We start from the raw sequence: 19,659 nt of genomic DNA, 5'->3' as shown, positions 1-19,659 counted from the left end.
AGATTGTGTCCGTCTTGAACGATCTTGCGCTGCTGCCTAAAAGATCGTGACCTAAAGCGCAAGGCTGGTCCCGTGCCTGGCATTGCGATAAGCCCCCGGCCCGACGCCATAGACTTGTTTGAACTGCCGGCTCAAATGGCTCTGGTCGGCGAAACCCAATTGCGTCGCCACTTCCAGCGGCAGGCAGCCTTCGCGCAACAATGCCCGCGCTTGAGCAATTCGCTGCTGCATCAGCCAGGTATGCGGCGGCATGCCGGTCGCCCGGCGAAACACCCGAGCGAAATGAAAGGGCGACAGGTTGACTGCCGTGGCCAACTCTTCGAGGGAGGGCGGTGAGGCCAGTTGTGACTGCAGCAGGTCCTTGGCCTGGGCGATGGCGCGATGCTCTAACCCGGGTTTGCCGGGTATCGCCACTCCCGCGTGACGTTGCAGCAACGACAACATCATTTCGCGCCAGACGGTTTGCTGTTGCAACGCCGTGGCCGGGCTCTCCAGCAAACGGTGTAACTGACAGAAACCGCTCACCAGGTCGGGATCGCGATAGAGCGTGGCGCCGAACGCCGGAAGGCTGTTGGCCGGGAGTTCGAGCTCGGCCAGCAGTGAGAGAATCTGCTCATTGTCGGGATAAAAAGCCCGATACAGCCAACCGTCATCGGCACCTTTGTGGCCGGTGTGCAATTCGCCCGGGTTGATCAGCACCAATGTCCCGGTGCCCGCCAGATGTTCCGCGCCGCGATAGCGATAACGCTGGGCGCCGGCCATGATCAGACCGATGACATAGCCGTCATGCACATGGGGCACAAAACGGTGTTCGATGTAGCGGGCGGCCAATAACTCGACACCGACCAACGGCGCGGCTTGCCAGAAACGGATCGACTCGCCCTCAGTGTTCACAAACGCTACCTCTGGCCCGCGGCTGTCAGCCATTGCGGGATGCGACGCTCCAGGTAATAGCCCGGTTTGCGCAGGGTTCCGTCGACAAAACCGACATGTCCGCCTTTGGCCTGCAATTCAAACTGCGTGGTCGGCGACAGCTCGGTGGCCTCGGGCAAGCTGTGAGGAGACACGAAAGGGTCGTCAGCGGCGTGAATAATCAGGGTTGGTGTGCGGATGGCTCCGAGAAAATAACGACTGGAGGCACGCCGATAATAGTCTTCGGCATCCAGAAATCCATTCAGCGGCGCGGTGACCCTGCCGTCGAAATCCCAGAAGGTCCGCAGATTGTCCAGCGAGCCGAGCTCAGCCAGGGTCGCCAGGCCTTCGTGGCGGCCGTCATGCTGGAATTGCCGTTGCTTGTTTTTAATGTAGGCCAGCATCTCACGCATGAAATGCGCCTGATAAACCTTGGAGAAACCCTGGTCAATACGGTCGGCACACTGGTCGAGACGAAAGGGTACCGACACCGCCACTGCGCCCAGTAGCTCACTGTCGTGGCCGGTTTCGCCCAGATGTTTGAGCAACACATTGCCGCCCAGCGAGTAACCGACCGCATACAAAGGAGCCAATGGTCGCTGAGCCCGCAGATGGCGGATTGCTGCGGCGAGGTCTTCGCTTGCGCCCGAATGATAACTGCGGGGCAACAGGTTCGGTTCGCCCGAGCAGCCGCGCCAGTTCAGTGCCACGCTGGCCCAGCCCTGAGCCGCCAGAGCCTTTTGCAAGCCGGCCACATACGGTGAATTCGAGGAACCCGTCAGCCCGTGCAACACCAGTACCAAGGGCGCGTCAGGGCTATGCGGACCGTGCCAGTCGAGGTCGAGGAAGTCGCCATCTTCAAGCCACAGTCGCTCACGTTGCCGGTCGAGATAGGTTGTTTTGCGCCATAGCGGGCCCCACAAGGTTTGCAGGTGCGGGTTGCCTAGGCCTAAGGCGGGGATGAAACGATCTGACGGTGTAGGCACGGTTGTTCTCGGTGCAGAGGTGCGTACCTGGGTACGCACCTTTTTCAGGTCGGTCGATTAACCGACAGTCTCTGCCATACGTTGCCACAACGCGTAGTGCACACGCCCGGATTTTTGCTCCCGGTGCAGGCGCCAGCTGACCGGAAGGCCGAGCGTTGAGGGCGCGGTTTCACTTTCGGTGTAGATCCACGCGCCGTCGGCCAGCCACTGGCGCTCTTCGAGCAGCGCGCAGGTGGTCGGCAGCAGGTTCTGGTTGAACGGCGGATCGAGAAATACCAGGTCAAACGCCGTCGCCGTCTGGGTTTCCAGATAGCGCAAGGCGTCGGCGGTCTGTACGTGACCGGTGGTGCAACGCAGGGTGCCCAGGTGCTCGCGCAGACTGGAAACGGCGAGGTTGCTGCTGTCCAGCGCCTGGCCCATGGCCGCGCCGCGGGACAGCGCTTCGAGGAACAGGGCGCCGCTGCCGGCAAACGGGTCGAGCACTTTGGCCCCGGCGACGTACGGTGCGAGCCAGTTGAACAGGGTTTCGCGGACGCGGTCCGGGGTTGGGCGCAGGCCCGGAACATCCGGGAAGTTCAGGCGACGGCTACCCCATTCGCCACCGATGATACGCAGGTGCCCAACGCCGTTATGGACGTTGTGAGCAGGTTTTTTGCTGGGACGCGATGGGCTGGCCATTAATGCTCCGGAACCCCGAGCGGTTGCTCGGCAGGTTTGTCAGTAGGGGCCGGTAACGGCTTTTGTGGAACGGTTGGCCCGGCGCTGACGATGACCATCTTGTCAGCGCTCAGGTGTTTGTTCAGTGCAGTTTTGACCTGGTCGACGGTCAAACTTTGGGACTGTTGCATGAAGTCTTCAAGGTAGCTCAGCGGCAGGTTGTAGAACCCCATGGCGCCAAGTTGGCCGACGATATCGGCGTTGCTGGCGGTGGACAGCGGAAAGCTGCCGGCCAGTTCACGCTTGGCGTCGTCCAGTTCTTTCTGGGTCGGACCGGTTTTCAGGTAATCGGCGAGAACGTCCTGGACCAGCTTCAGCGTGCCTTCGCTCATCTCGGCGCGGGTTTGCAGGTTGATCATGAACGGCCCGCGGGCCTGCATCGGGGTGAAGCCGGAGTATACGCCATAGGTCAGGCCGCGCTTCTCGCGGACTTCGTTCATCAACCGTGTACCAAAACCACCACCACCGAGAATCTGGTTGCCCAGCGACAGCGCAGCGTAGTCCGGATCATCGCGGTCGATGCCCAATTGCGCGAGCATCAGATTGGTCTGATTGGATGGGAACTCGATATGGCCGATGCTAGCCTTGGGCTCAACCGGTTGCTCGATTTTGGCCAGCGCCGGGCCCTTTGGCAGCGCGGCGGAGACTTGCGCAGCAATGGCTTCGGCTTCCGCGCGCGACAAGTCGCCGACCAGTGCGATCACCACATTGCCGGCGGCATAGGCCTTGTTATGGAACGCCCGTAGTTGCGCGAGGGTGATCGGCGGAACGCTTTGCGCCGTGCCGTCGCTGGAGTGGGCGTAAGGATGATCGCCGTACAAGCGATTCATCAGCTCAATGCTCGCCAGTTTTCCGGGGCTCTGTTTCTGGTATTCGAAACCTGCGAGCATTTGGTTCTTGATTCGCGCCAGCGAGTCGACCGGGAACGTCGGCTTACCCACGACTTCGGCAAACAGCTTCAAGGCAGGTGTGCGTTTATCAGTCGCGCTCAGGCTGCGCATCGACGCTATCGCCATATCTTTATAAGCACCGTTGCCAAAATCGGCACCCAAGCCTTCGAAACCTTCTGCGATCCCGCCGACGTCTTTACCTGCAATACCTTCGTTAAGCATGGCGTTGGTCAGCAGTGCCAGACCGGGCGTGCTGCCATCCTGACTGCTACCCGCGGCGAAGGTAAGACGCATGTCAAACATCGGTAGTTCACGGGCTTCAACGAACAGGACCTTGGCGCCTTCGGCGGTTTTCCAGGTGTGTACGTCCAGCGCACGGTGGCTGGGCGCCTTGCCGTCAAGCTCGGTCAGCGATTGCAGCTTTTTGCTGGCCTTGGCCTGATCGAGTGCCTGGCTGGCGTCGGATTCGTTTGGGCGGCTGAGGTAGAAACCCAGCGAGCCGACCAGCGCGACGATCACCAGGCCGATCAAGGCCAGGCGTGATTTTTTGTGCTCACTCATGAGCTGTCTCCTCGGGGAGTACATGCGCAACGCTGAGACGTTCGCGGGTGAAATAAGTGCGGGCGGCGTTCCGGATGTCTTCCGGAGTCACGCTTTGCAGCTCGGTGAGCTCGGTATCCATCAGTTTCCAGGACAGGCCAACGCTTTCCAGCTGGCCGATGGCAGTGGCTTGACTGGTGATCGAATCACGTCCGTAAACCAGGCCAGCGATCACTTGGGCGCGGACGCGTTCCAGCTCCTCGGCGGTGGGTGCGGTGGTTTTCAACTGTTCGAGCAGGCGCCACAGGCCGGCTTCGGCCTGGGCCATGGTTTTCTTTTTCTGGGTGTTGGGCGTCGCAGAGAGCGTGAACAGGCTGTCGCCGCGGGTATAGGCGTCGTAGCTCGACGAGCCACCGGAGACCAGCTCTTCGCCGCGCTCCAGCTGGGTCGGAATGCGCGCACTGTAACCGCCGTCGAGTAGGGCCGAGATCAGTCGCAGGGCATTCACCGAGCGCTTGTCCACAGCAGTGGCGATGCTCGGCACGTTGAAACCCAGCATCAGGCTCGGCAGTTGGGTCTTCACGTGCAGGGTGATCTGGCGTTCGCCGGGCTCGGCCAGTTCCCGCGGGATCTTCGCTGACGGCACGTCACGTTTGGCGATCGGACCAAAGTAGCGTTGAGCCAAAGCTTTGACTTCGTCCGGGGTCACGTCACCGACCACCACCAGCGTGGCGTTGTTCGGCACATACCAGGATTGGTACCAGTGGCGCAGCTCTTCGACCTTCATCCGGTCCAGGTCAGCCATCCAGCCGATGGTCGGTGTATGGTAACCGCTCGCCGGAAAAGCCATGGCCTTGAAGCGCTCATAGGCCTTGGACATCGGCTTGTCGTCGGTGCGCAGACGGCGCTCTTCCTTGATCACTTCGATTTCGCGGCTGAACTCGTCGGCCGGCAAGCGCAGGCTTGCCATGCGATCGGCTTCCAGCTCGAAGGCCACGCCCAGACGGTCGCGGGCCAATTCCTGGTAATAAGCGGTGAAGTCGTCACTGGTGAATGCGTTCTCTTCGGCGCCCAGATCGCGCAGGATCAACGAGGCTTCTCCGGGGCCGACTTTCTCGCTGCCCTTGAACATCATGTGTTCCAGAGCGTGAGACAAACCAGTCTGGCCCGGGGTTTCATAGCTGGAGCCGACTTTGTACCAGACCTGCGAAACCACCACGGGAGCGCGATGGTCTTCGCGCACGACCACTTTCAGGCCGTTGTCGAGGGTGAACTCGTGGGTGGGTTGTGGGTCGGCAGCCAAAGCTGAAAGGGGCAGACAAACTGTGCTGAGCAGCAGGCCTGCAGCGCGGCGGGCTAGAGCATTCATTCGTTTTTAAACCTGTTGGGCTGCCCGCTTGGTCTTAGCGTCGGCGGGCGAGAGGGTGCTAGGATACTGATCCGTTTTACTGGCGGCCACGCCTATCAGGCCTTTGACGATCAGAGTGTGCTTGAACAGGTTGTATGGGTTCCAGGCAGAAAGCCCCCGTTTATCGGGTAAATTTCGCTTTTTCGCCGATTTTACCGTTCCAGTCCTTCGTAGAATCGATCTTTGAGGTGCCCTGAGGCACTTTGACAAAATGTTGCGCGTGAACGAGCTGGGTAAAAAGCAGTCTGTTCTGCATCGAATATTTATCTGCCGAGGCGCCACATTGGCGCGTCGCTACTTTGAGATAGCCGTCATCCATGTTTGGTTCCAACGACGACAAGAAGACCCCAGCTGCGGCTGGTGAGAAAAAAAGCCTGTTCGGATGGCTGCGCAAAAAGCCGCAGGAAACCGTCGTCGAACAGCCACAGCAACTTCCTGAGGCTGTTCCTGAGCCGGTAATAGAAGCTGCGCCAGTTACGCAAGCGTCGACGCCGATTGTGTTGCCGATTGCCGAACCGGTCCTTCAGTCGGTTGCCGAGCCAGCACCTGAGCCTGTGGCTGAGTTGCCACGGGCGATAGAGCCCGAGCACAAGCCTTGGTTGACGCTGCCGGTTGCAGAAGAACCAGTGGCCTTGGTCGAAAATGAGCTGGCGCCACATGTCACACCGCCAATTCCTGCGCCGACAGCCGCTCAGCAAGCGGTAGAGCTGCTGGTTGTCGAGCCGGTTTTGGTTTTTGAGTCGGTTGCTGCGGAGTTGGTTGTTATTGAGCCCGATATTCCCGAGCCTGTGATTGCCGCATTTGTTGTTCCGGAACCTGTCCCGGCTCCGGCACCAATCGCTGCACCGGTTGTTGCTGCGCCTGTTGCACCAGCACCCAGCGCGCCGACCGAACCGCCTGTCGCCGCCGAACCGGCCCGCGCCAGCAGCGAAGAAAGCAAAGTCGGTTTCTTTGCCCGCCTCAAGCAAGGCTTGTCCAAGACCAGTGCCAGCATCGGCGAGGGCATGGCCAGCCTGTTCCTCGGCAAGAAGCTGATCGATGACGAACTGCTGGAAGACATCGAAACCCGCCTGCTGACTGCTGACGTCGGCGTTGAAGCGACTTCGGTGATCATCCAGAGCCTGACTCAGAAGGTCGCGCGCAAACAGCTGGCCGACGCCGATGCACTCTACAAATCCCTGCAGGCTGAGCTTGCGAGCATGCTCAAACCCGTCGAGCAGCCTCTGAAAATCACCTCACAGAACAAGCCATTCGTGATTCTGGTGGTCGGCGTCAACGGTGCTGGCAAAACCACCACTATCGGCAAGCTGGCGAAGAAACTGCAACTCGAGGGCAAAAAAGTCATGCTCGCGGCCGGTGATACCTTCCGCGCTGCGGCGGTCGAGCAGTTGCAGGTTTGGGGCGAGCGCAACAAGATTCCAGTGATCGCCCAGCACACGGGTGCCGATTCCGCTTCGGTGATCTTTGACGCAGTACAGGCTGCCAAGGCCCGTGGCATCGATGTGTTGATCGCCGACACCGCCGGTCGCCTGCACACCAAAGACAACCTGATGGAAGAACTGAAGAAGGTTCGTCGGGTCATCAGCAAACTCGACGCCGATGCACCACATGAAGTGCTGCTGGTGCTCGACGCCGGTACTGGCCAGAACGCCATCAACCAGGCCAAACAATTCCATCAGACGGTCGAGCTGACCGGTCTTGCGTTGACTAAGCTCGACGGCACGGCCAAGGGTGGGGTGATTTTCGCCCTGGCCAAGCAATTTGGCCTGCCTATTCGCTACATCGGTGTCGGTGAAAGCATCGATGATCTGCGCACTTTTGAAGCCGAACCCTTTGTCCAGGCACTTTTTGCCGAGCGGGAGCGTTAATGATTCGTTTCGAACAGGTCGGTAAACGCTATCCGAACGGACACGTCGGCTTGCATGAGCTGAGCTTTCGAGTCCGTCGGGGCGAGTTCTTGTTTGTCACCGGCCATTCCGGCGCCGGTAAAAGCACCTTGTTACGGCTGTTGCTGGCCATGGAGCGCCCGACCACCGGCAAACTGTTGCTGGCCGGTCAGGACCTGGGTCAGATCAGCAATGCACAAATTCCTTTCCTGCGTCGGCAGATTGGCGTGGTGTTCCAGAACCACCAGTTGCTGTTCGATCGCACGGTGTTCAACAACATCGCCTTGCCGTTACAGATTCTTGGCCTGTCCAAGGCTGAAATCGCCAAGCGCGTGGACTCGGCTCTGGAGCGCGTAGCGCTTTCGGACAAGACTGACCTGTACCCGGGCGACCTGTCCACTGGTCAACAACAGCGCGTCGGCATCGCCCGCGCCATTGTTCACCGCCCGGCGCTGCTGCTGGCGGACGAGCCGACCGGCAACCTCGACCCGCGTCTGGCGGCGGAAATCATGGGTGTATTCGAAGACATCAACCGGCTGGGTACCAGCGTGCTGATCGCCAGTCACGACCTGGCGCTGATTGCCCGTATGCGTCACCGCATGCTGACCCTGCAACGCGGCCGCCTGATCGGTGACGGGGAGGCAGGGGTATGAGTGCGACACGCAGTCCAAAAGTTTCTGAGCGCGTGGCGCCAAAAGCTGCCGACCCGCAACCGCAGAAGAAAAAGCGCGACGATGACGACGGCCCGGATTTCAGCACCTTGCTGCATGCCTGGATCGAAAATCACCGTGCCAGCCTGCTGGACAGCCTGCGTCGTCTGGGTAAACAGCCGATCGGCAGCTTTTTCACCTGTCTGGTGATGGCCGTAGCCCTCAGCTTGCCGATGGGACTGTCGCTGTTGCTGAGCAATGTCGAGCGTCTCGGCGGTTCCTGGCAGCGCGCGGCGCAGATTTCCCTATACCTGCAGCTTGACGCCAGTACCAGCGAAGGCGAGCACCTGCGCGAGCAGATCAAAGGCCTGCCGGGCGTCGCGGATGCCGAATACATTAGCCGTGATCAGGCGCTGGAAGAGTTTCAACAGCAGTCTGGCCTGGGCGAGGCGCTCAAAGAACTGCCGCAGAACCCGTTGCCGGGCGTGGTTCTGGTGACGCCTAGTGAAGTCGACAAGCCAACCCTTGAAGCATTAAGACAAAAACTTTCCGAGCTGCCGAAGGTACAGCAGGCGCAACTTGATCTAGTCTGGGTCGAGCGTCTGGCAGCGATCCTCAAGCTGGGCGACCGTTTTGTGTTCGGTCTGACCGTGCTTTTGGTTTCTGCATTACTTTTGGTGATAGGCAATACCATTCGTCTTCATATTGAAAACCGCCGCACAGAGATAGAAGTGATTAAACTCGTCGGCGGCACTGACAGCTATGTGCGTAGGCCTTTTCTGTATATGGGTGCGCTTTATGGCTTCGGTGCGGGGATTCTTTCCTGGGGTGTCCTGGCGTTCGGCCTCAACTGGCTGAACGACGCGGTGGTCGGGCTGGCCGGGTTGTACGGCAGTGATTTTGCGCTGGCCGGTGTTCCATCCGCCGATGGTCTGTCGCTCTTGCTTGGCGCGGTGCTGTTAGGGTATATCGGTGCATGGATTGCGGTAGCACGCCACCTACGGGAGCTTGCACCGAAGTAGTGTCTTTTTGCTTGTATTGACTTTTCAGCTTTCTAGGGAACTTGTCTTACGGTTCCCGGTCAATTTTCGCAGTGCTGAACTGCACGAGTTTTGTGAGACGGAGGTTTTTTCGTATGACCACTTCTTTGCAACCTGCATATGCTTTAGTCCCAGGCGCAAACCTGGAGGCTTATGTGCACACGGTGAACAGCATTCCATTGCTGACACCAGAGCAGGAGCGTGAACTGGCCGAGAGTCTCTATTATGAGCAGGATCTTGGGGCGGCTCGGCAGATGGTGCTCGCCCACCTGCGTTTTGTTGTACATATTGCCCGCAGCTATTCCGGCTACGGCCTGGCCCAGGCTGACCTGATTCAGGAAGGCAACGTCGGCCTGATGAAAGCGGTAAAACGCTTCAACCCGGAAATGGGCGTGCGTCTGGTGTCGTTCGCCGTGCACTGGATCAAGGCTGAAATCCACGAATTCATCTTGCGCAACTGGCGCATCGTCAAGGTCGCGACGACCAAGGCTCAGCGCAAACTGTTCTTCAACCTGCGCAGCCAGAAAAAACGTCTGGCCTGGCTGAACAACGAAGAAGTCCATCGTGTGGCTGAAAGCCTCGGCGTAGAGCCGCGGGAAGTGCGCGAGATGGAAAGTCGCCTGACCGGCCATGACATGGCCTTCGACCCGGCTGCGGAAGCAGACGACGACAGCGCCTTCCAGTCGCCGGCCAACTATCTGGAAGACCACCGGTACGACCCGGCACGTCAACTGGAAGATGCCGACTGGACCGATAATTCCACCAGCAATCTGCATGAAGCGCTGGAAGTGCTCGACGACCGCAGCCGCGACATCCTCTACCAGCGCTGGCTGGCAGAAGAGAAAGCCACGCTGCATGACCTGGCGCAGAAGTACAACGTGTCAGCCGAGCGTATTCGTCAGCTTGAAAAGAGCGCGATGAACAAGCTCAAGTTGTCGATTGCCGCTTAACGCCGCGATGCGACAAAAAAACGCCCCGATCATGTGATCGGGGCGTTTTTGTTTGTGTCCAATATCCCTGTATCACACCGGCCCCCTGTGGGAGCGAGCTTGCTCGCGATGGCAATGTAACAGTCAACATCAATGTTGAATGTGATGGCCTAATCGCGAGCAAGCTCGCTCCCACAAGAGATTTTCAGTGTTTAGAAAGTCGTGGTCGACTATTGTGCCCAAGGCGCTCTGCGCGAATCGTTCAACCCCACCAGATAACTGTCCCCACCCAACTGGCCCATCTGCTGACGAATCCAGCCCGCTCGCCGCGCGACATAGATGCTCGGATGGCTGGCGCTCCACGCTCGTGGGTTAGGCAGGACTGCCGCCAGCAGGCTGGCTTGCTGGCGTGACAGCGAGGCTGCACCGGTTCCGAAGTGATGGCGCGCGGCGGCTTCAGCACCGAATACGCCGTCATCCCATTCCACGCTGTTGAGGTACACCTCAAGAATCCGCTGCTTGGGCCAAAGGATTTCGATCAGCCCGGTAAACCAGGCCTCGAGCCCTTTGCGTAGCCAGCTGCGGCCAGACCACAGAAAGAGGTTCTTCGACACTTGTTGGCTCAGAGTACTGGCACCACGGATCGATCCGCCGCGCTCGTTATGAGTGAACGCGGCCTGAATCGCGCTGAAATCAAAACCCCAGTGCTCGGAAAACTTCTGGTCCTCGCCGGCAATCACCGCGACTTTCAAGTCGTCGGAGATCTCGTTCCACGGTCGCCAGCTGCGTTGCAAGTCAATAGGCTCGCCGTCGAACCAGGATTCGACCTTGCGTTCGACCATCAACGCCGTCCCTGGTGGCGGCACGAAGCGAAACACCAGCACCAGCAAAACGCTGCCAACTGCGAACCAGAACAGGGCTTTGGTGAAACGACGAAAAAGAAAACGCAGCATAGAGATGGCTTGGCCGAACCCGTTGAGCGGGCCATTATACAGACCCTGCTGAATGATTCTGACTGGAGTTCCTCATGCTGCGTGGCTTTCTGATGCTGGCTGCCTTCTTCGGGTTTACCGGCGTTGCCCTCGGCGCGTTTGCCGCTCATGGTCTGAAAAATCGCCTGAGCGCGGAATATCTGGCGATTTTTCACACAGGGGTCACCTATCAATTGGTGCATACCTTGGCATTACTGGCGGTCGCGCTGCTGGCCACACAGATTCCCGGACGGTTGATGACTTGGGCGGGTGTTTCATTTGCCATCGGCATCCTGCTGTTCTCCGGCAGTCTGTACCTGTTGACCCTGACCGGTGTCAGCAAGCTGGGCATCATCACACCGTTTGGCGGTCTGGCCTTTCTGGTCGGCTGGTTTTGCCTCGGTCTTGCCGCCTGGCGGTTGAGCTGACCGAGCGGTCCATTTCATGACGAATGGCTTGGGTCAGCCTGACTGATCGGGCTAGAATGCTGGCCCCTAAAAATGATGACGGCATCCGGCATGCGCATTCAGTTGAACGGTGAATCCTTTGAACTGCCCGACGGCGAAACCGTTGCGGCCCTGCTGACCCGCCTGGATCTGACCGGCCGCCGGGTGGCGGTCGAACTCAATCTGGATATCGTCCCGCGCAGCCAGCACGCCGATACTGCGCTCAACGAGGGCGATCAAGTCGAAGTGGTCCACGCCATCGGCGGCGGCTAGGCCAAACGGTTTATTCAGCACCAAAACGATCTACAAGAACCTGCAAAAACCTCACCCCACCAGAGGATTTCCCATGAGCAACGTTCGTAGCGATAAGCCCTTCGTCCTGGCCGGTCGTACTTACCAGTCGCGTTTGCTGGTAGGCACCGGCAAGTACCGTGACATGGAAGAAACCCGCCTGGCCATTGAAGCCTCGGGCGCCGAGATCGTCACCGTTGCCGTGCGCCGGACCAACATCGGCCAGAACCCGGGCGAACCGAACCTGCTCGATATCCTGCCGCCGGATCGTTACACCATCCTGCCGAACACCGCGGGTTGCTATGACGCGATCGAAGCCGTGCGCACCTGCCGTCTGGCCCGCGAACTGCTGGATGGTCACAATCTGGTCAAGCTGGAAGTCCTCGCTGATCAGAAAACCCTGTTCCCTAACGTAATCGAAACCCTCAAGGCCGCAGAAATACTGGTCAAGGATGGTTTTGACGTGATGGTCTACACCAGCGATGACCCGATCATTGCCCGTCAACTGGAGCAAATCGGCTGCATCGCGGTGATGCCGCTGGCCGGTCTGATCGGTACTGGTCTGGGGATCTGCAACCCGTACAACCTGCGGATCATTCTTGAAGAAGCCAAGATTCCGGTGTTGGTGGATGCCGGTGTCGGTACCGCTTCCGACGCCACTATCGCCATGGAGCTGGGTTGCGAAGCGGTGCTGATGAACTCGGCCATCGCCAACGCGCAGCAGCCGATCATGATGGCCGAAGCCATGAAACACGCCATTGTTGCAGGTCGTCTGGCGTATCTCGCCGGGCGCATGCCGAAAAAACTTTATGCCAGCGCCTCCTCGCCGCTGGATGGTCTGATCAAGTAAGAGCCATTGATGACTGAATCAAACGACACGCCTATCGCGCCTGCAGAAGGCGAAGAACGCCAACACCGCCGCATCAAGAGTTTCGTGATGCGCGCCGGGCGTATGACCGAAGGCCAGCAGAAAGGTCTGGAGCAAGGTACGCCGCTGTTCGTTCTGCCGCTGGCCGATGCGCCGGTGGACTTCGACCAGGTGTTCGGTCGTTCCGCGCCGCGTACTCTGGAAATCGGTTTCGGCATGGGTCATTCGCTGCTGGAAATGGCTGCGGCTTCGCCTGAGCAGGATTTCATCGGCGTTGAAGTACACCGTCCGGGTGTCGGCGCTCTGCTCAATGGCGTGCTGACTCAGGGCCTGACCAACCTGCGGGTCTATGATTGCGACGCAATCGAAGTACTCAATCGTTGTATCGCGGATAACAGCCTCGATCGCTTGCTGCTGTTCTTCCCGGATCCGTGGCACAAAAGCCGTCACCACAAGCGCCGCATCGTTCAGGCGTCCTTCGCTGAGCTGGTTCGCAGCAAGTTGAAGGTTGGCGGCGTGCTGCATATGGCTACCGATTGGGAACCCTATGCCGAGTACATGCTGGAAGTCATGGACGTCGCGCCAGGCTACCGCAACCTCGCCGAAGACGGCCGCTGCGTGCCGCGCCCGACCGAGCGCCCGATCACCAAGTTCGAACGCCGCGGCGAACGCCTGGGGCATGGGGTTTGGGATTTGAAATTCGAAAAACAGTCTTAAGCCATAACGCTATACAAACTGTAGGAGCCGAGCTTGCTCGCGATGAGGCCATAACATTCAACATTTATGCTGATTGTTAAGCCGCCATCGCGAGCAAGCTCGCTCCTACATTAGCGGCGGTCTGCGACCACGCCGATCAACACCAGCACCACCAACAACACCGGTGCCAGGCTGTAGTTGTTGAACTGGCTCAAGCCCCGAATGATCCACGGCGTTGCGTAGATCAGCGCCAGGCCGCTGCCGATCAGGCACAGCAGGGCCATCAGCGGTACACGCAAGGCGCCAGCAATGCTGCCCAGGCGTTGTTCGACCCAGCCTTTGATATCTGCGCCGAACAGCACCAGCAGGCAGCCGACAAGCGCCAGAGAGATTTCCGATAGGTTGCTTCTGCTCCAGCGGGACACGGTGGCGAGCAGGTCAAGTACCAAATCCATTCGATTTCCTTAGATCAGAAAATATTGCAGTAAGTCATTGAGGAACAACTGTCCGCGGGCGGTGGCCGCCAGGCGTGTGGGTTCGACCTGCAACAAGCCACTTTGTTCTGCTTGCCTGCGCGCGTCGGCGAGGCTTTCCAGGCTCAGCCCGGTACGCAGGGCGAACAGCGCAGCATCGACGCCATCGGTGAGGCGCAAGGCATTCATCAGGAACTCGAACGGCAACTCTTCGCTGGTCAGGGCTTTCTCACCGGCCTGGAAGTTTTTGGCCGGGTTGAGGTAGTCCTTGGGTAGTCGGGTTTTCCAGGTGCGCACGATCCGCCCGTCTGGATGGCTGAGTTTGCCGTGGGCGCCCGCGCCGATGCCGATGAAGTCGCCAAAGCTCCAGTAATTGAGGTTATGTCGCGCCGGGCGTCCGGGCAGGGCGTAGGCGGACACTTCGTATTGGGCGTAACCGTGCTCGGCCAACAACGCCTGACCGGCTTCCTGAATGTCCCACAACGTGTCGTCTTCGGGCAGGGTCGGCGGCTGGTTCCAGAACACCGTGTTCGGTTCCAGGGTCAGCTGATACCAGGACAGATGGGTCGGCTTCAGCGCGATGGCCTGGCGCAGGTCGCTCAGAGCGTCGTCCAGGGACTGATCGGGCAAACCGTGCATCAGGTCCAGGTTGAAGTTGTCGAAACCCGCCTGACGGGCCATGCCAGCGGCACGTACAGCTTCGTCGCCATTGTGGATTCGGCCCAGTGCCTTGAGCTTTTCTTCCTGAAAGCTCTGGATGCCAATCGACAAGCGATTGATACCCAAGGCGCGGTAAGCGACGAACTTCTCTTGCTCGAAGGTCCCTGGGTTGGCTTCCAGGGTGATTTCGATGTCGCTGGCGAACGGAATGCGTTGTTCCACGCCTTTAAGCAGACGGCCCAAAGCATGAGCACTGAACAGGCTAGGCGTGCCGCCACCGAAAAATATCGAGCTCAGTTCACGACCGTAAACGGCGTGCAGGTCCTGATCGAGGTCGGCCAGCAGCGCATCGACATACTCCTGTTCCGGCAGCACAGGGCTGGCGGTATGAGAGTTGAAGTCGCAATACGGGCATTTGCGCACGCACCACGGGATGTGGATGTACAGCGCCAGAGGCGGCAGCTGGGGCAGGGCGGCGCGAGGCGTTTGCGAGCCGCCGAAAATCAGCGGCTGCGCAGGGGATTGCTGGGTCATTTCAGGCCCAGACGCTGGCGCAGCAGATCCATTGCACGGGCGCGGTGGCTGATGAGGTTCTTTTCGCTCGGGCTCAGCTCGGCGCTGGAGCAATCGCGCTCGGGGACCCAGAACAGTGGGTCGTAGCCAAAGCCGTGTGCACCGCTGGCTTGGGTCAGGATACGGCCGTGCCACAACCCTTCGCAGAGAATCGGCAGCGGGTCATCGGCATGGCGCACCAAGGCCAGCACGCAAACGAACTGCGCGCCGCGCTCGGCTTCAGGCACATCCTTCAATACGTCCAGTAGCTTGGCGTTGTTGGCGGCATCGCCTTGGCCATCGGCGTAGCGTGCCGAGTAGATGCCGGGCGCACCACCGAGAAAGTCCACCGCCAGCCCTGAATCGTCGGCCAATGCTGGCAGACCGGAAAGACGCGCAGCATTGCGGGCCTTGAGAATGGCGTTTTCGACGAACGACAGACCGGTTTCTTCCGGCTCGATGCTGCTGAATTCGCCGATCGATCGCAAGTGCACCGATTCGCCGAGCATGGCCTGGAGTTCTTTGAGTTTGCCAGCGTTATGGCTGGCCAATACGAGTTGCGTGAGGTTCATTATTCGCCCGGGAAAAGCTCTTGGTTGAAACTGAAGCTGTTGGTATCGCTGCCAGTTTGAACGTTGATCGTGAAGGTTCGTGTTTCCTGCTGTTCCACAGGGAATTGCGCGATGTAATAGACCGCGCCTTGTTCAGTGATCTGTTTAAAACTCAGCGGGATGCTCTTGCTGGTCAGATCCTTCACCGAGCCACTGACCTGCGCAACCACGGGCTTGTCGGCTTTGAGTACGGCAACGTTGATCACGCCCTGGTTCTTGCTGCGGATCAGCTCGGCGGCTTTGGCGATATCCGGTTGCAGATAGGTGGAGTTGAAGGTGTTGTAGTGCACCGTCAGATCGCCGAAGGTTTCCTGGCGATCACCTTTGATTGCTTCGGCCGCCATGGCCGTAACGCTCAAGCAGGCAGTGAGCAGAAATAGAGCTATACGACCCATGACCATTCTCCTCGAAGTTACGTGGTTTACACTGCGATCTTGTGATCCTGCAGGCCCGGACTGCTGACGCGGTAGATGCCGATCTCACCTAATAGATTAGGCCATAGCTTACTGGCCCACCCATGCCGATGTTGTTGATCGACGGCAAGTCGATCAATGACGCGCGCTTCGCGCTCTCGGCACAGTTCTTCGAAGTCTCCGAACGTGCAGAAGTGGATGTTCGGCGTGTTGTACCAGGTGTACGGCAGGAAGTCCGAAACGGGCATCCGGCCTTTGCTGGCCAGGTACCAGCGGCAGCGCCAGTGACCGAAGTTGGGGAAGGTGATGATGCATTGACGACCGACCCGCAGCATTTCGTCGAGGATCCGGTCCGGGTAATGCACAGCTTGTAGGGCCTGAGTCATTACGACGACATCGAAGCTGTTGCTGGCAAAGTTGCCCAGTCCTTTGTCGAGATCCTGCTCGATGACGTTGATGCCCTTGGCGACGCACTCGGCGATGTTGTCCGGGTCGTTTTCCAGGCCATAGCCGGTGACTTGCTTGTGGTCCCGCAGCCAGGTCAGCAGTTCGCCATCACCGCAACCGAGGTCGAGCACGCGGCTGCCGGCGGGGATCCATTCTTGGATGATTTCCAGGTCGGCTCTCATGGCGTCCTCAAAGCGAAATTCGATTCATGTAATTGCTGAAGGCCTGCAAATAGCGCGGGATCGGAATCAGGAAGGCGTCGTGGCCTTGCGGAGCATCGATCTCCAGGTAGCAGACGTCTTTCTTGGCCGTCATCAGTGCGTCTACCAGTTCCCGCGAGCGGGCCGGCGAGAAGCGCCAGTCGGTGGTGAACGACATCACGCAGAATTTCGCCTTGGCTCCAGCGAAGGTTTTCGCCAGGTTATCGTCGAAGTTCGCCGCCGGATCGAAGTAGTCCAGTGCTTTGGTCATCAGCAGGTAGGTGTTGGCGTCGAAACGCCCGGAAAACTCTTCGCCCTGATAACGCAGGTAGCTTTCAACCTGGAACTCGACGCTGTGAAAGTCGTAGTTGAGCTTTTCGCTCTTCAGGCCACGGCCGAACTTCTCGCCCATGGAGTCATCTGACAGGTAGGTGATGTGCCCGACCATCCGGGCCAGCATCAACCCACGCTTGGGGATCACGCCCTTTTCCTGGAACGAGCCGCCATGGAACTCGGGGTCGGTCAGGATTGCCTGGCGGGCTACTTCGTTGAAGGCGATGTTCTGCGCCGACAGTTTAGGGGCTGAAGCAATCGCCAGGCAGTGACGGATGCGATCGGGGTAGCTGATGCTCCACTGCAAGGCCTGCATGCCGCCCAAGCTGCCACCGATCACCGCGGCCCATTGGTTGATGCCCAGCAGGTCAGCAAGGCGCGCCTGACTATGAACCCAGTCTTCCACGGTCAATACCGGGAAATCGGCGCCAAACGGCTTGTCGCTCTCCGGGTTGATGCTGCTCGGGCCCGTGGACCCATTGCAGCCGCCGAGGTTGTTCAGGCTGACGACGAAGAACTTGTTGGTGTCGATCGGTTTACCAGGGCCGATACAGCTGTCCCACCAACCGGGTTTGCGGTCTTCGGTACTGTGAAAACCGGCCGCATGGTGGTGGCCGGACAAGGCGTGACAGATCAGCACGGCGTTGCTGGCCGTGGCGTTCAGTTCGCCATAGGTTTCGTAGATCAGATCGTAGGCAGGCAGGGAGCGACCGCAGGCAAGGGCCAGGGGCTCGCTGAAGTGCGCCATTTGCGGCGTCACCAGACCAACAGAATCGTGGGGAAAGGCAGTTGGCATCGACCCTGCTCTCGCTTAAATGAGGCGTAAGTCTAAAGACCACTGTGGCTAGCGGCAAGCGAAGGTCGGAGGTGATTTCAGGCAGGTAAACCGCGGCGCCCCAATCGCGAGCAAGCTCGCTCCTACAGGGTATGGGTCGTGCCCATATCCACAACCAACACAAATCCTGTAGGAGAGAGCTTGCTCGCGATGAACGATGGCACGGTCAGTCTGCTGGACGCACCAACCCCGGCAACTCAGGCAGCTTCTTCGGTGAGTTAATCCGCACCCGTTTCTGCCGATTCAACTCACCGCTGATCAAACTCACCTGGCTCTTGGAAACCCCAAACGTCTTGGCCAGAAACCCCATCAGATAGGCGTTGGCCTTGCCCTCCACTGGCGGCGCGGTGAGGCGGATCTTCAGGCGCTCACCGTGCAGCCCCGCGAACTCGTCGCTGCGGGCCGCAGGTTGCAGGTGGCAATCGAGGATCAGGTCGTCACCGTCCCAGCGAAAATAGCTCATTAGATCAGCCCGAGCAGCCCCTGCGGCATGAGGGCATAGTACGCAAGGCGTGGGATCAGCCAGCTTTGCAGCAACTGGATCACGATAAACGCGAAGATCGGCGATATGTCGAGGCCGCCCAGGTTTGGCACGATACGACGGAATGGGGCGAGTACCGGTTCAGTAATCTGAGCGACCAGCTCGGCGCCCGGATTGTGGCTCCCCGGGGCGACCCAGGACAGAATCACGCTGATGATCATCGCGTAGAACAGAATATTCAAAAACAGCGTGAAGATGGCAATCAGTGCCCAAGGCACCAAAAGCAGCAAGTCGACCTGAAAGCCTTTAAGCGACAGGATGACCGCTATCAGTACCATCTGCACGATCAGCGCCAGTACAAGTGATGACATGTCCAGCCCGAACATGCTCGGGATTACCCGGCGCAGAGGCTTGAGCAGCGGTTGAGTGGCTTTCACGATGAACTGGCAGAGCGGGTTGTAAAAATTCGCCCGAACCAGTTGCAGGATAAAGCGCAACAGCACGATCAGCAGGTACAGGCTGCCTAAGGTTTTAATTACGAAAATGGCAGCGTCATTGAGTCCGAGCATCATTGATTCCTTTGTAAGAGCTGATTAGCGACCCAGTTGTTCGGCCATCTCGGCCGAGCGGTGCGCCGCGGCACCGAGTGCTTTTTCTACCAGGGCTTCGAAGCCGCCGGCCTGGAACGACTTGATGGCCGCTTCGGTCGTGCCCGCAGGTGAGGTTACGCGGCGACGCAGTTCGGCGGCGTCGACATCACTGGCGACTGCCATGTGTGCGGCGCCGAGTGCGGTTTGCAGCGTCAGTTGCGCGGCAGTTTCCCGTGGCAGGCCGAGCTTCTCGCCCGCGGCGGTCATGGCTTCGATCAGCAGGAAGAAGTACGCCGGGCCACTGCCGGAGACGGCGGTGACGGCGTCCAGTTGCTGTTCCTGGTCCAGCCATAGGGCGATGCCGACAGCCGAGAGCAGATCTTCGGCTTGCTGACGCTGCTCGGCGGAAACCTGGGCAGTGGCGTACAAGCCGCTGACACCCTGACGCAACAGCGCCGGAGTGTTGGGCATGCAGCGCACAATCGGTTGGGCGCCGAGCCAGTTGTTCATGCTGGCGCAGGTGATCCCGGCAGCGATGGACACCACCAATTGGTTAGATTTGAGGTGTGGGCGCAGGGCCTGGCAAACGGCTTTCATTGCCTGGGGTTTGACCGCCAGTACGATCACATCAGCGCCTTCAATGGCGTCGGCGTTGTCGGCGAACAGTTCGATGCCGTGTTCGGCATGGACCTTGGCCCGGGTTTCGGCGCCCGGATCGCTGGCGCAGATCTGCGCCGCTTCCAGCCCCTTGGCGCGCAGGCCGCCGATCAGGCTGGCGGCCATGTTGCCGGCACCGATAAAGGCAATACGAGTCTTGCTCATGAGAGGTCCTTA

At 59.4% G+C, this 19,659-nt stretch carries 24 protein-coding genes; 8 read left to right on the top strand and 16 right to left on the bottom strand.

The window, feature by feature from the left end:
- Positions 1 to 51: 51 nt before the first annotated feature.
- The 6 genes from ACZYSM_RS04205 to ACZYSM_RS04180 form a co-directional block, all read right to left on the bottom strand.
- Entirely contained in the window at positions 52 to 894 is an 843-nt protein-coding gene (locus tag ACZYSM_RS04205; protein WP_489069156.1) for an AraC family transcriptional regulator, read from the bottom strand.
- A 5-nt stretch (positions 895 to 899) separates the two neighbouring features.
- Positions 900 to 1,898 carry a hydrolase gene (locus ACZYSM_RS04200; RefSeq protein WP_489069154.1) on the bottom strand — a complete coding sequence of 333 codons (999 nt, stop codon included), beginning with the start codon at positions 1,896 to 1,898 and terminating at the stop codon, positions 900 to 902.
- A 57-nt stretch (positions 1,899 to 1,955) separates the two neighbouring features.
- Entirely contained in the window at positions 1,956 to 2,576 is a 621-nt protein-coding gene (gene rsmD / locus ACZYSM_RS04195) for a 16S rRNA (guanine(966)-N(2))-methyltransferase RsmD (protein WP_489069152.1), read from the bottom strand.
- Complete coding sequence (locus tag ACZYSM_RS04190; protein ID WP_489069150.1) at positions 2,576 to 4,066, bottom strand: M16 family metallopeptidase; 1,491 nt, start codon at positions 4,064 to 4,066, stop codon at positions 2,576 to 2,578. The genes rsmD and ACZYSM_RS04190 overlap by 1 nt, the downstream gene beginning before the upstream one ends.
- A complete protein-coding gene (locus ACZYSM_RS04185; protein WP_489069148.1) occupies positions 4,059 to 5,414 on the bottom strand; it encodes a M16 family metallopeptidase in 1,356 nt (451 codons plus the stop codon). The genes ACZYSM_RS04190 and ACZYSM_RS04185 overlap by 8 nt, the downstream gene beginning before the upstream one ends.
- A 160-nt stretch (positions 5,415 to 5,574) precedes the next feature.
- Positions 5,575 to 5,772, bottom strand: coding sequence for a hypothetical protein (locus tag ACZYSM_RS04180; RefSeq protein ID WP_489069146.1), 198 nt, complete (start codon positions 5,770 to 5,772; stop codon positions 5,575 to 5,577).
- Here ACZYSM_RS04180 and ftsY point away from each other — a divergent pair.
- From ftsY to rpoH, 4 genes are all read left to right on the top strand, one after another.
- Positions 5,771 to 7,321, top strand: a complete 1,551-nt coding sequence (gene ftsY / locus ACZYSM_RS04175) for a signal recognition particle-docking protein FtsY (protein ID WP_489069144.1) — start codon at positions 5,771 to 5,773, stop codon at positions 7,319 to 7,321. The two genes, ACZYSM_RS04180 and ftsY, sit on opposite strands and share 2 nt — an antisense overlap.
- The gene (gene ftsE, locus ACZYSM_RS04170; protein WP_161758640.1) at positions 7,321 to 7,992 is read left to right on the top strand and encodes a cell division ATP-binding protein FtsE; all 672 of its coding nucleotides are present in this window, start codon (positions 7,321 to 7,323) and stop codon (positions 7,990 to 7,992) included. Before ftsY ends, ftsE begins: the two co-directional genes overlap by 1 nt.
- The gene (gene ftsX, locus ACZYSM_RS04165) at positions 7,989 to 9,011 is read left to right on the top strand and encodes a permease-like cell division protein FtsX (RefSeq protein ID WP_489069142.1); all 1,023 of its coding nucleotides are present in this window, start codon (positions 7,989 to 7,991) and stop codon (positions 9,009 to 9,011) included. Before ftsE ends, ftsX begins: the two co-directional genes overlap by 4 nt.
- Positions 9,012 to 9,124: 113 nt before the next feature.
- Positions 9,125 to 9,979, top strand: coding sequence for an RNA polymerase sigma factor RpoH (gene rpoH / locus ACZYSM_RS04160; protein WP_123426423.1), 855 nt, complete (start codon positions 9,125 to 9,127; stop codon positions 9,977 to 9,979).
- Between the two features lie 209 nt (positions 9,980 to 10,188).
- Here rpoH and mtgA read toward each other — a convergent pair whose 3' ends face one another.
- Entirely contained in the window at positions 10,189 to 10,911 is a 723-nt protein-coding gene (gene mtgA / locus ACZYSM_RS04155; protein WP_489069140.1) for a monofunctional biosynthetic peptidoglycan transglycosylase, read from the bottom strand.
- A 74-nt stretch (positions 10,912 to 10,985) separates the two neighbouring features.
- On the opposite strand from mtgA, the gene ACZYSM_RS04150 reads away from it, so the two are divergent.
- The 4 genes from ACZYSM_RS04150 to trmB all read left to right on the top strand — a co-directional run bounded on the left by ACZYSM_RS04150 (position 10,986) and on the right by trmB (position 13,251).
- A complete protein-coding gene (locus ACZYSM_RS04150; RefSeq protein ID WP_489069138.1) occupies positions 10,986 to 11,357 on the top strand; it encodes a DUF423 domain-containing protein in 372 nt (123 codons plus the stop codon).
- A 90-nt stretch (positions 11,358 to 11,447) separates the two neighbouring features.
- Positions 11,448 to 11,648: a sulfur carrier protein ThiS gene (gene thiS / locus ACZYSM_RS04145; protein WP_489069534.1), complete on the top strand. Its 201-nt coding sequence runs from the start codon at positions 11,448 to 11,450 to the stop codon at positions 11,646 to 11,648.
- 73 nt (positions 11,649 to 11,721) lie between these two features.
- Positions 11,722 to 12,516: a thiazole synthase gene (locus ACZYSM_RS04140; protein ID WP_150802982.1), complete on the top strand. Its 795-nt coding sequence runs from the start codon at positions 11,722 to 11,724 to the stop codon at positions 12,514 to 12,516.
- A 9-nt stretch (positions 12,517 to 12,525) separates the two neighbouring features.
- On the top strand, positions 12,526 to 13,251 hold the full coding sequence (gene trmB, locus ACZYSM_RS04135; protein WP_489069135.1) for a tRNA (guanosine(46)-N7)-methyltransferase TrmB: 726 nt from the start codon (positions 12,526 to 12,528) through the stop codon (positions 13,249 to 13,251).
- Positions 13,252 to 13,361: 110 nt separating this feature from the next.
- Here the strand turns inward: trmB and ACZYSM_RS04130 are convergent, their stop codons facing one another.
- The 9 genes from ACZYSM_RS04130 to proC form a co-directional block, all read right to left on the bottom strand.
- A complete protein-coding gene (locus ACZYSM_RS04130; protein WP_489069133.1) occupies positions 13,362 to 13,685 on the bottom strand; it encodes a DUF3392 domain-containing protein in 324 nt (107 codons plus the stop codon).
- Between the two features lie 9 nt (positions 13,686 to 13,694).
- Positions 13,695 to 14,897 (bottom strand): radical SAM family heme chaperone HemW, encoded by a 1,203-nt coding sequence (gene hemW / locus ACZYSM_RS04125; RefSeq protein ID WP_489069131.1) that lies wholly within the window; start codon positions 14,895 to 14,897, stop codon positions 13,695 to 13,697.
- Positions 14,894 to 15,490: an RdgB/HAM1 family non-canonical purine NTP pyrophosphatase gene (rdgB, locus tag ACZYSM_RS04120; protein ID WP_489069532.1), complete on the bottom strand. Its 597-nt coding sequence runs from the start codon at positions 15,488 to 15,490 to the stop codon at positions 14,894 to 14,896. The genes hemW and rdgB overlap by 4 nt, the downstream gene beginning before the upstream one ends.
- Complete coding sequence (locus ACZYSM_RS04115) at positions 15,487 to 15,921, bottom strand: DUF4426 domain-containing protein (RefSeq protein WP_489069129.1); 435 nt, start codon at positions 15,919 to 15,921, stop codon at positions 15,487 to 15,489. Before ACZYSM_RS04115 ends, rdgB begins: the two co-directional genes overlap by 4 nt.
- A gap of 26 nt (positions 15,922 to 15,947) precedes the next feature.
- The gene (gene metW, locus ACZYSM_RS04110; RefSeq protein ID WP_489069127.1) at positions 15,948 to 16,568 is read right to left on the bottom strand and encodes a methionine biosynthesis protein MetW; all 621 of its coding nucleotides are present in this window, start codon (positions 16,566 to 16,568) and stop codon (positions 15,948 to 15,950) included.
- Between the two features lie 7 nt (positions 16,569 to 16,575).
- Positions 16,576 to 17,715 (bottom strand): homoserine O-succinyltransferase MetX, encoded by a 1,140-nt coding sequence (gene metX, locus ACZYSM_RS04105; protein ID WP_489069125.1) that lies wholly within the window; start codon positions 17,713 to 17,715, stop codon positions 16,576 to 16,578.
- A 205-nt stretch (positions 17,716 to 17,920) separates the two neighbouring features.
- Positions 17,921 to 18,217, bottom strand: a complete 297-nt coding sequence (locus ACZYSM_RS04100; protein WP_489069123.1) for a DUF167 domain-containing protein — start codon at positions 18,215 to 18,217, stop codon at positions 17,921 to 17,923.
- Positions 18,217 to 18,804: a YggT family protein gene (locus tag ACZYSM_RS04095; RefSeq protein ID WP_489069121.1), complete on the bottom strand. Its 588-nt coding sequence runs from the start codon at positions 18,802 to 18,804 to the stop codon at positions 18,217 to 18,219. The genes ACZYSM_RS04100 and ACZYSM_RS04095 overlap by 1 nt, the downstream gene beginning before the upstream one ends.
- Before the next feature lie 24 nt (positions 18,805 to 18,828).
- Complete coding sequence (proC, locus tag ACZYSM_RS04090; protein ID WP_489069119.1) at positions 18,829 to 19,647, bottom strand: pyrroline-5-carboxylate reductase; 819 nt, start codon at positions 19,645 to 19,647, stop codon at positions 18,829 to 18,831.
- Between the last annotated feature and the right edge of the window lie 12 nt (positions 19,648 to 19,659).

The sequence above is a fragment of the Pseudomonas sp. F220 genome, from assembly GCF_057813935.1.
The sequence above is the reverse complement of the archived record's forward strand: the minus strand, read 5'-3'. Positions and strand labels throughout refer to the sequence as shown.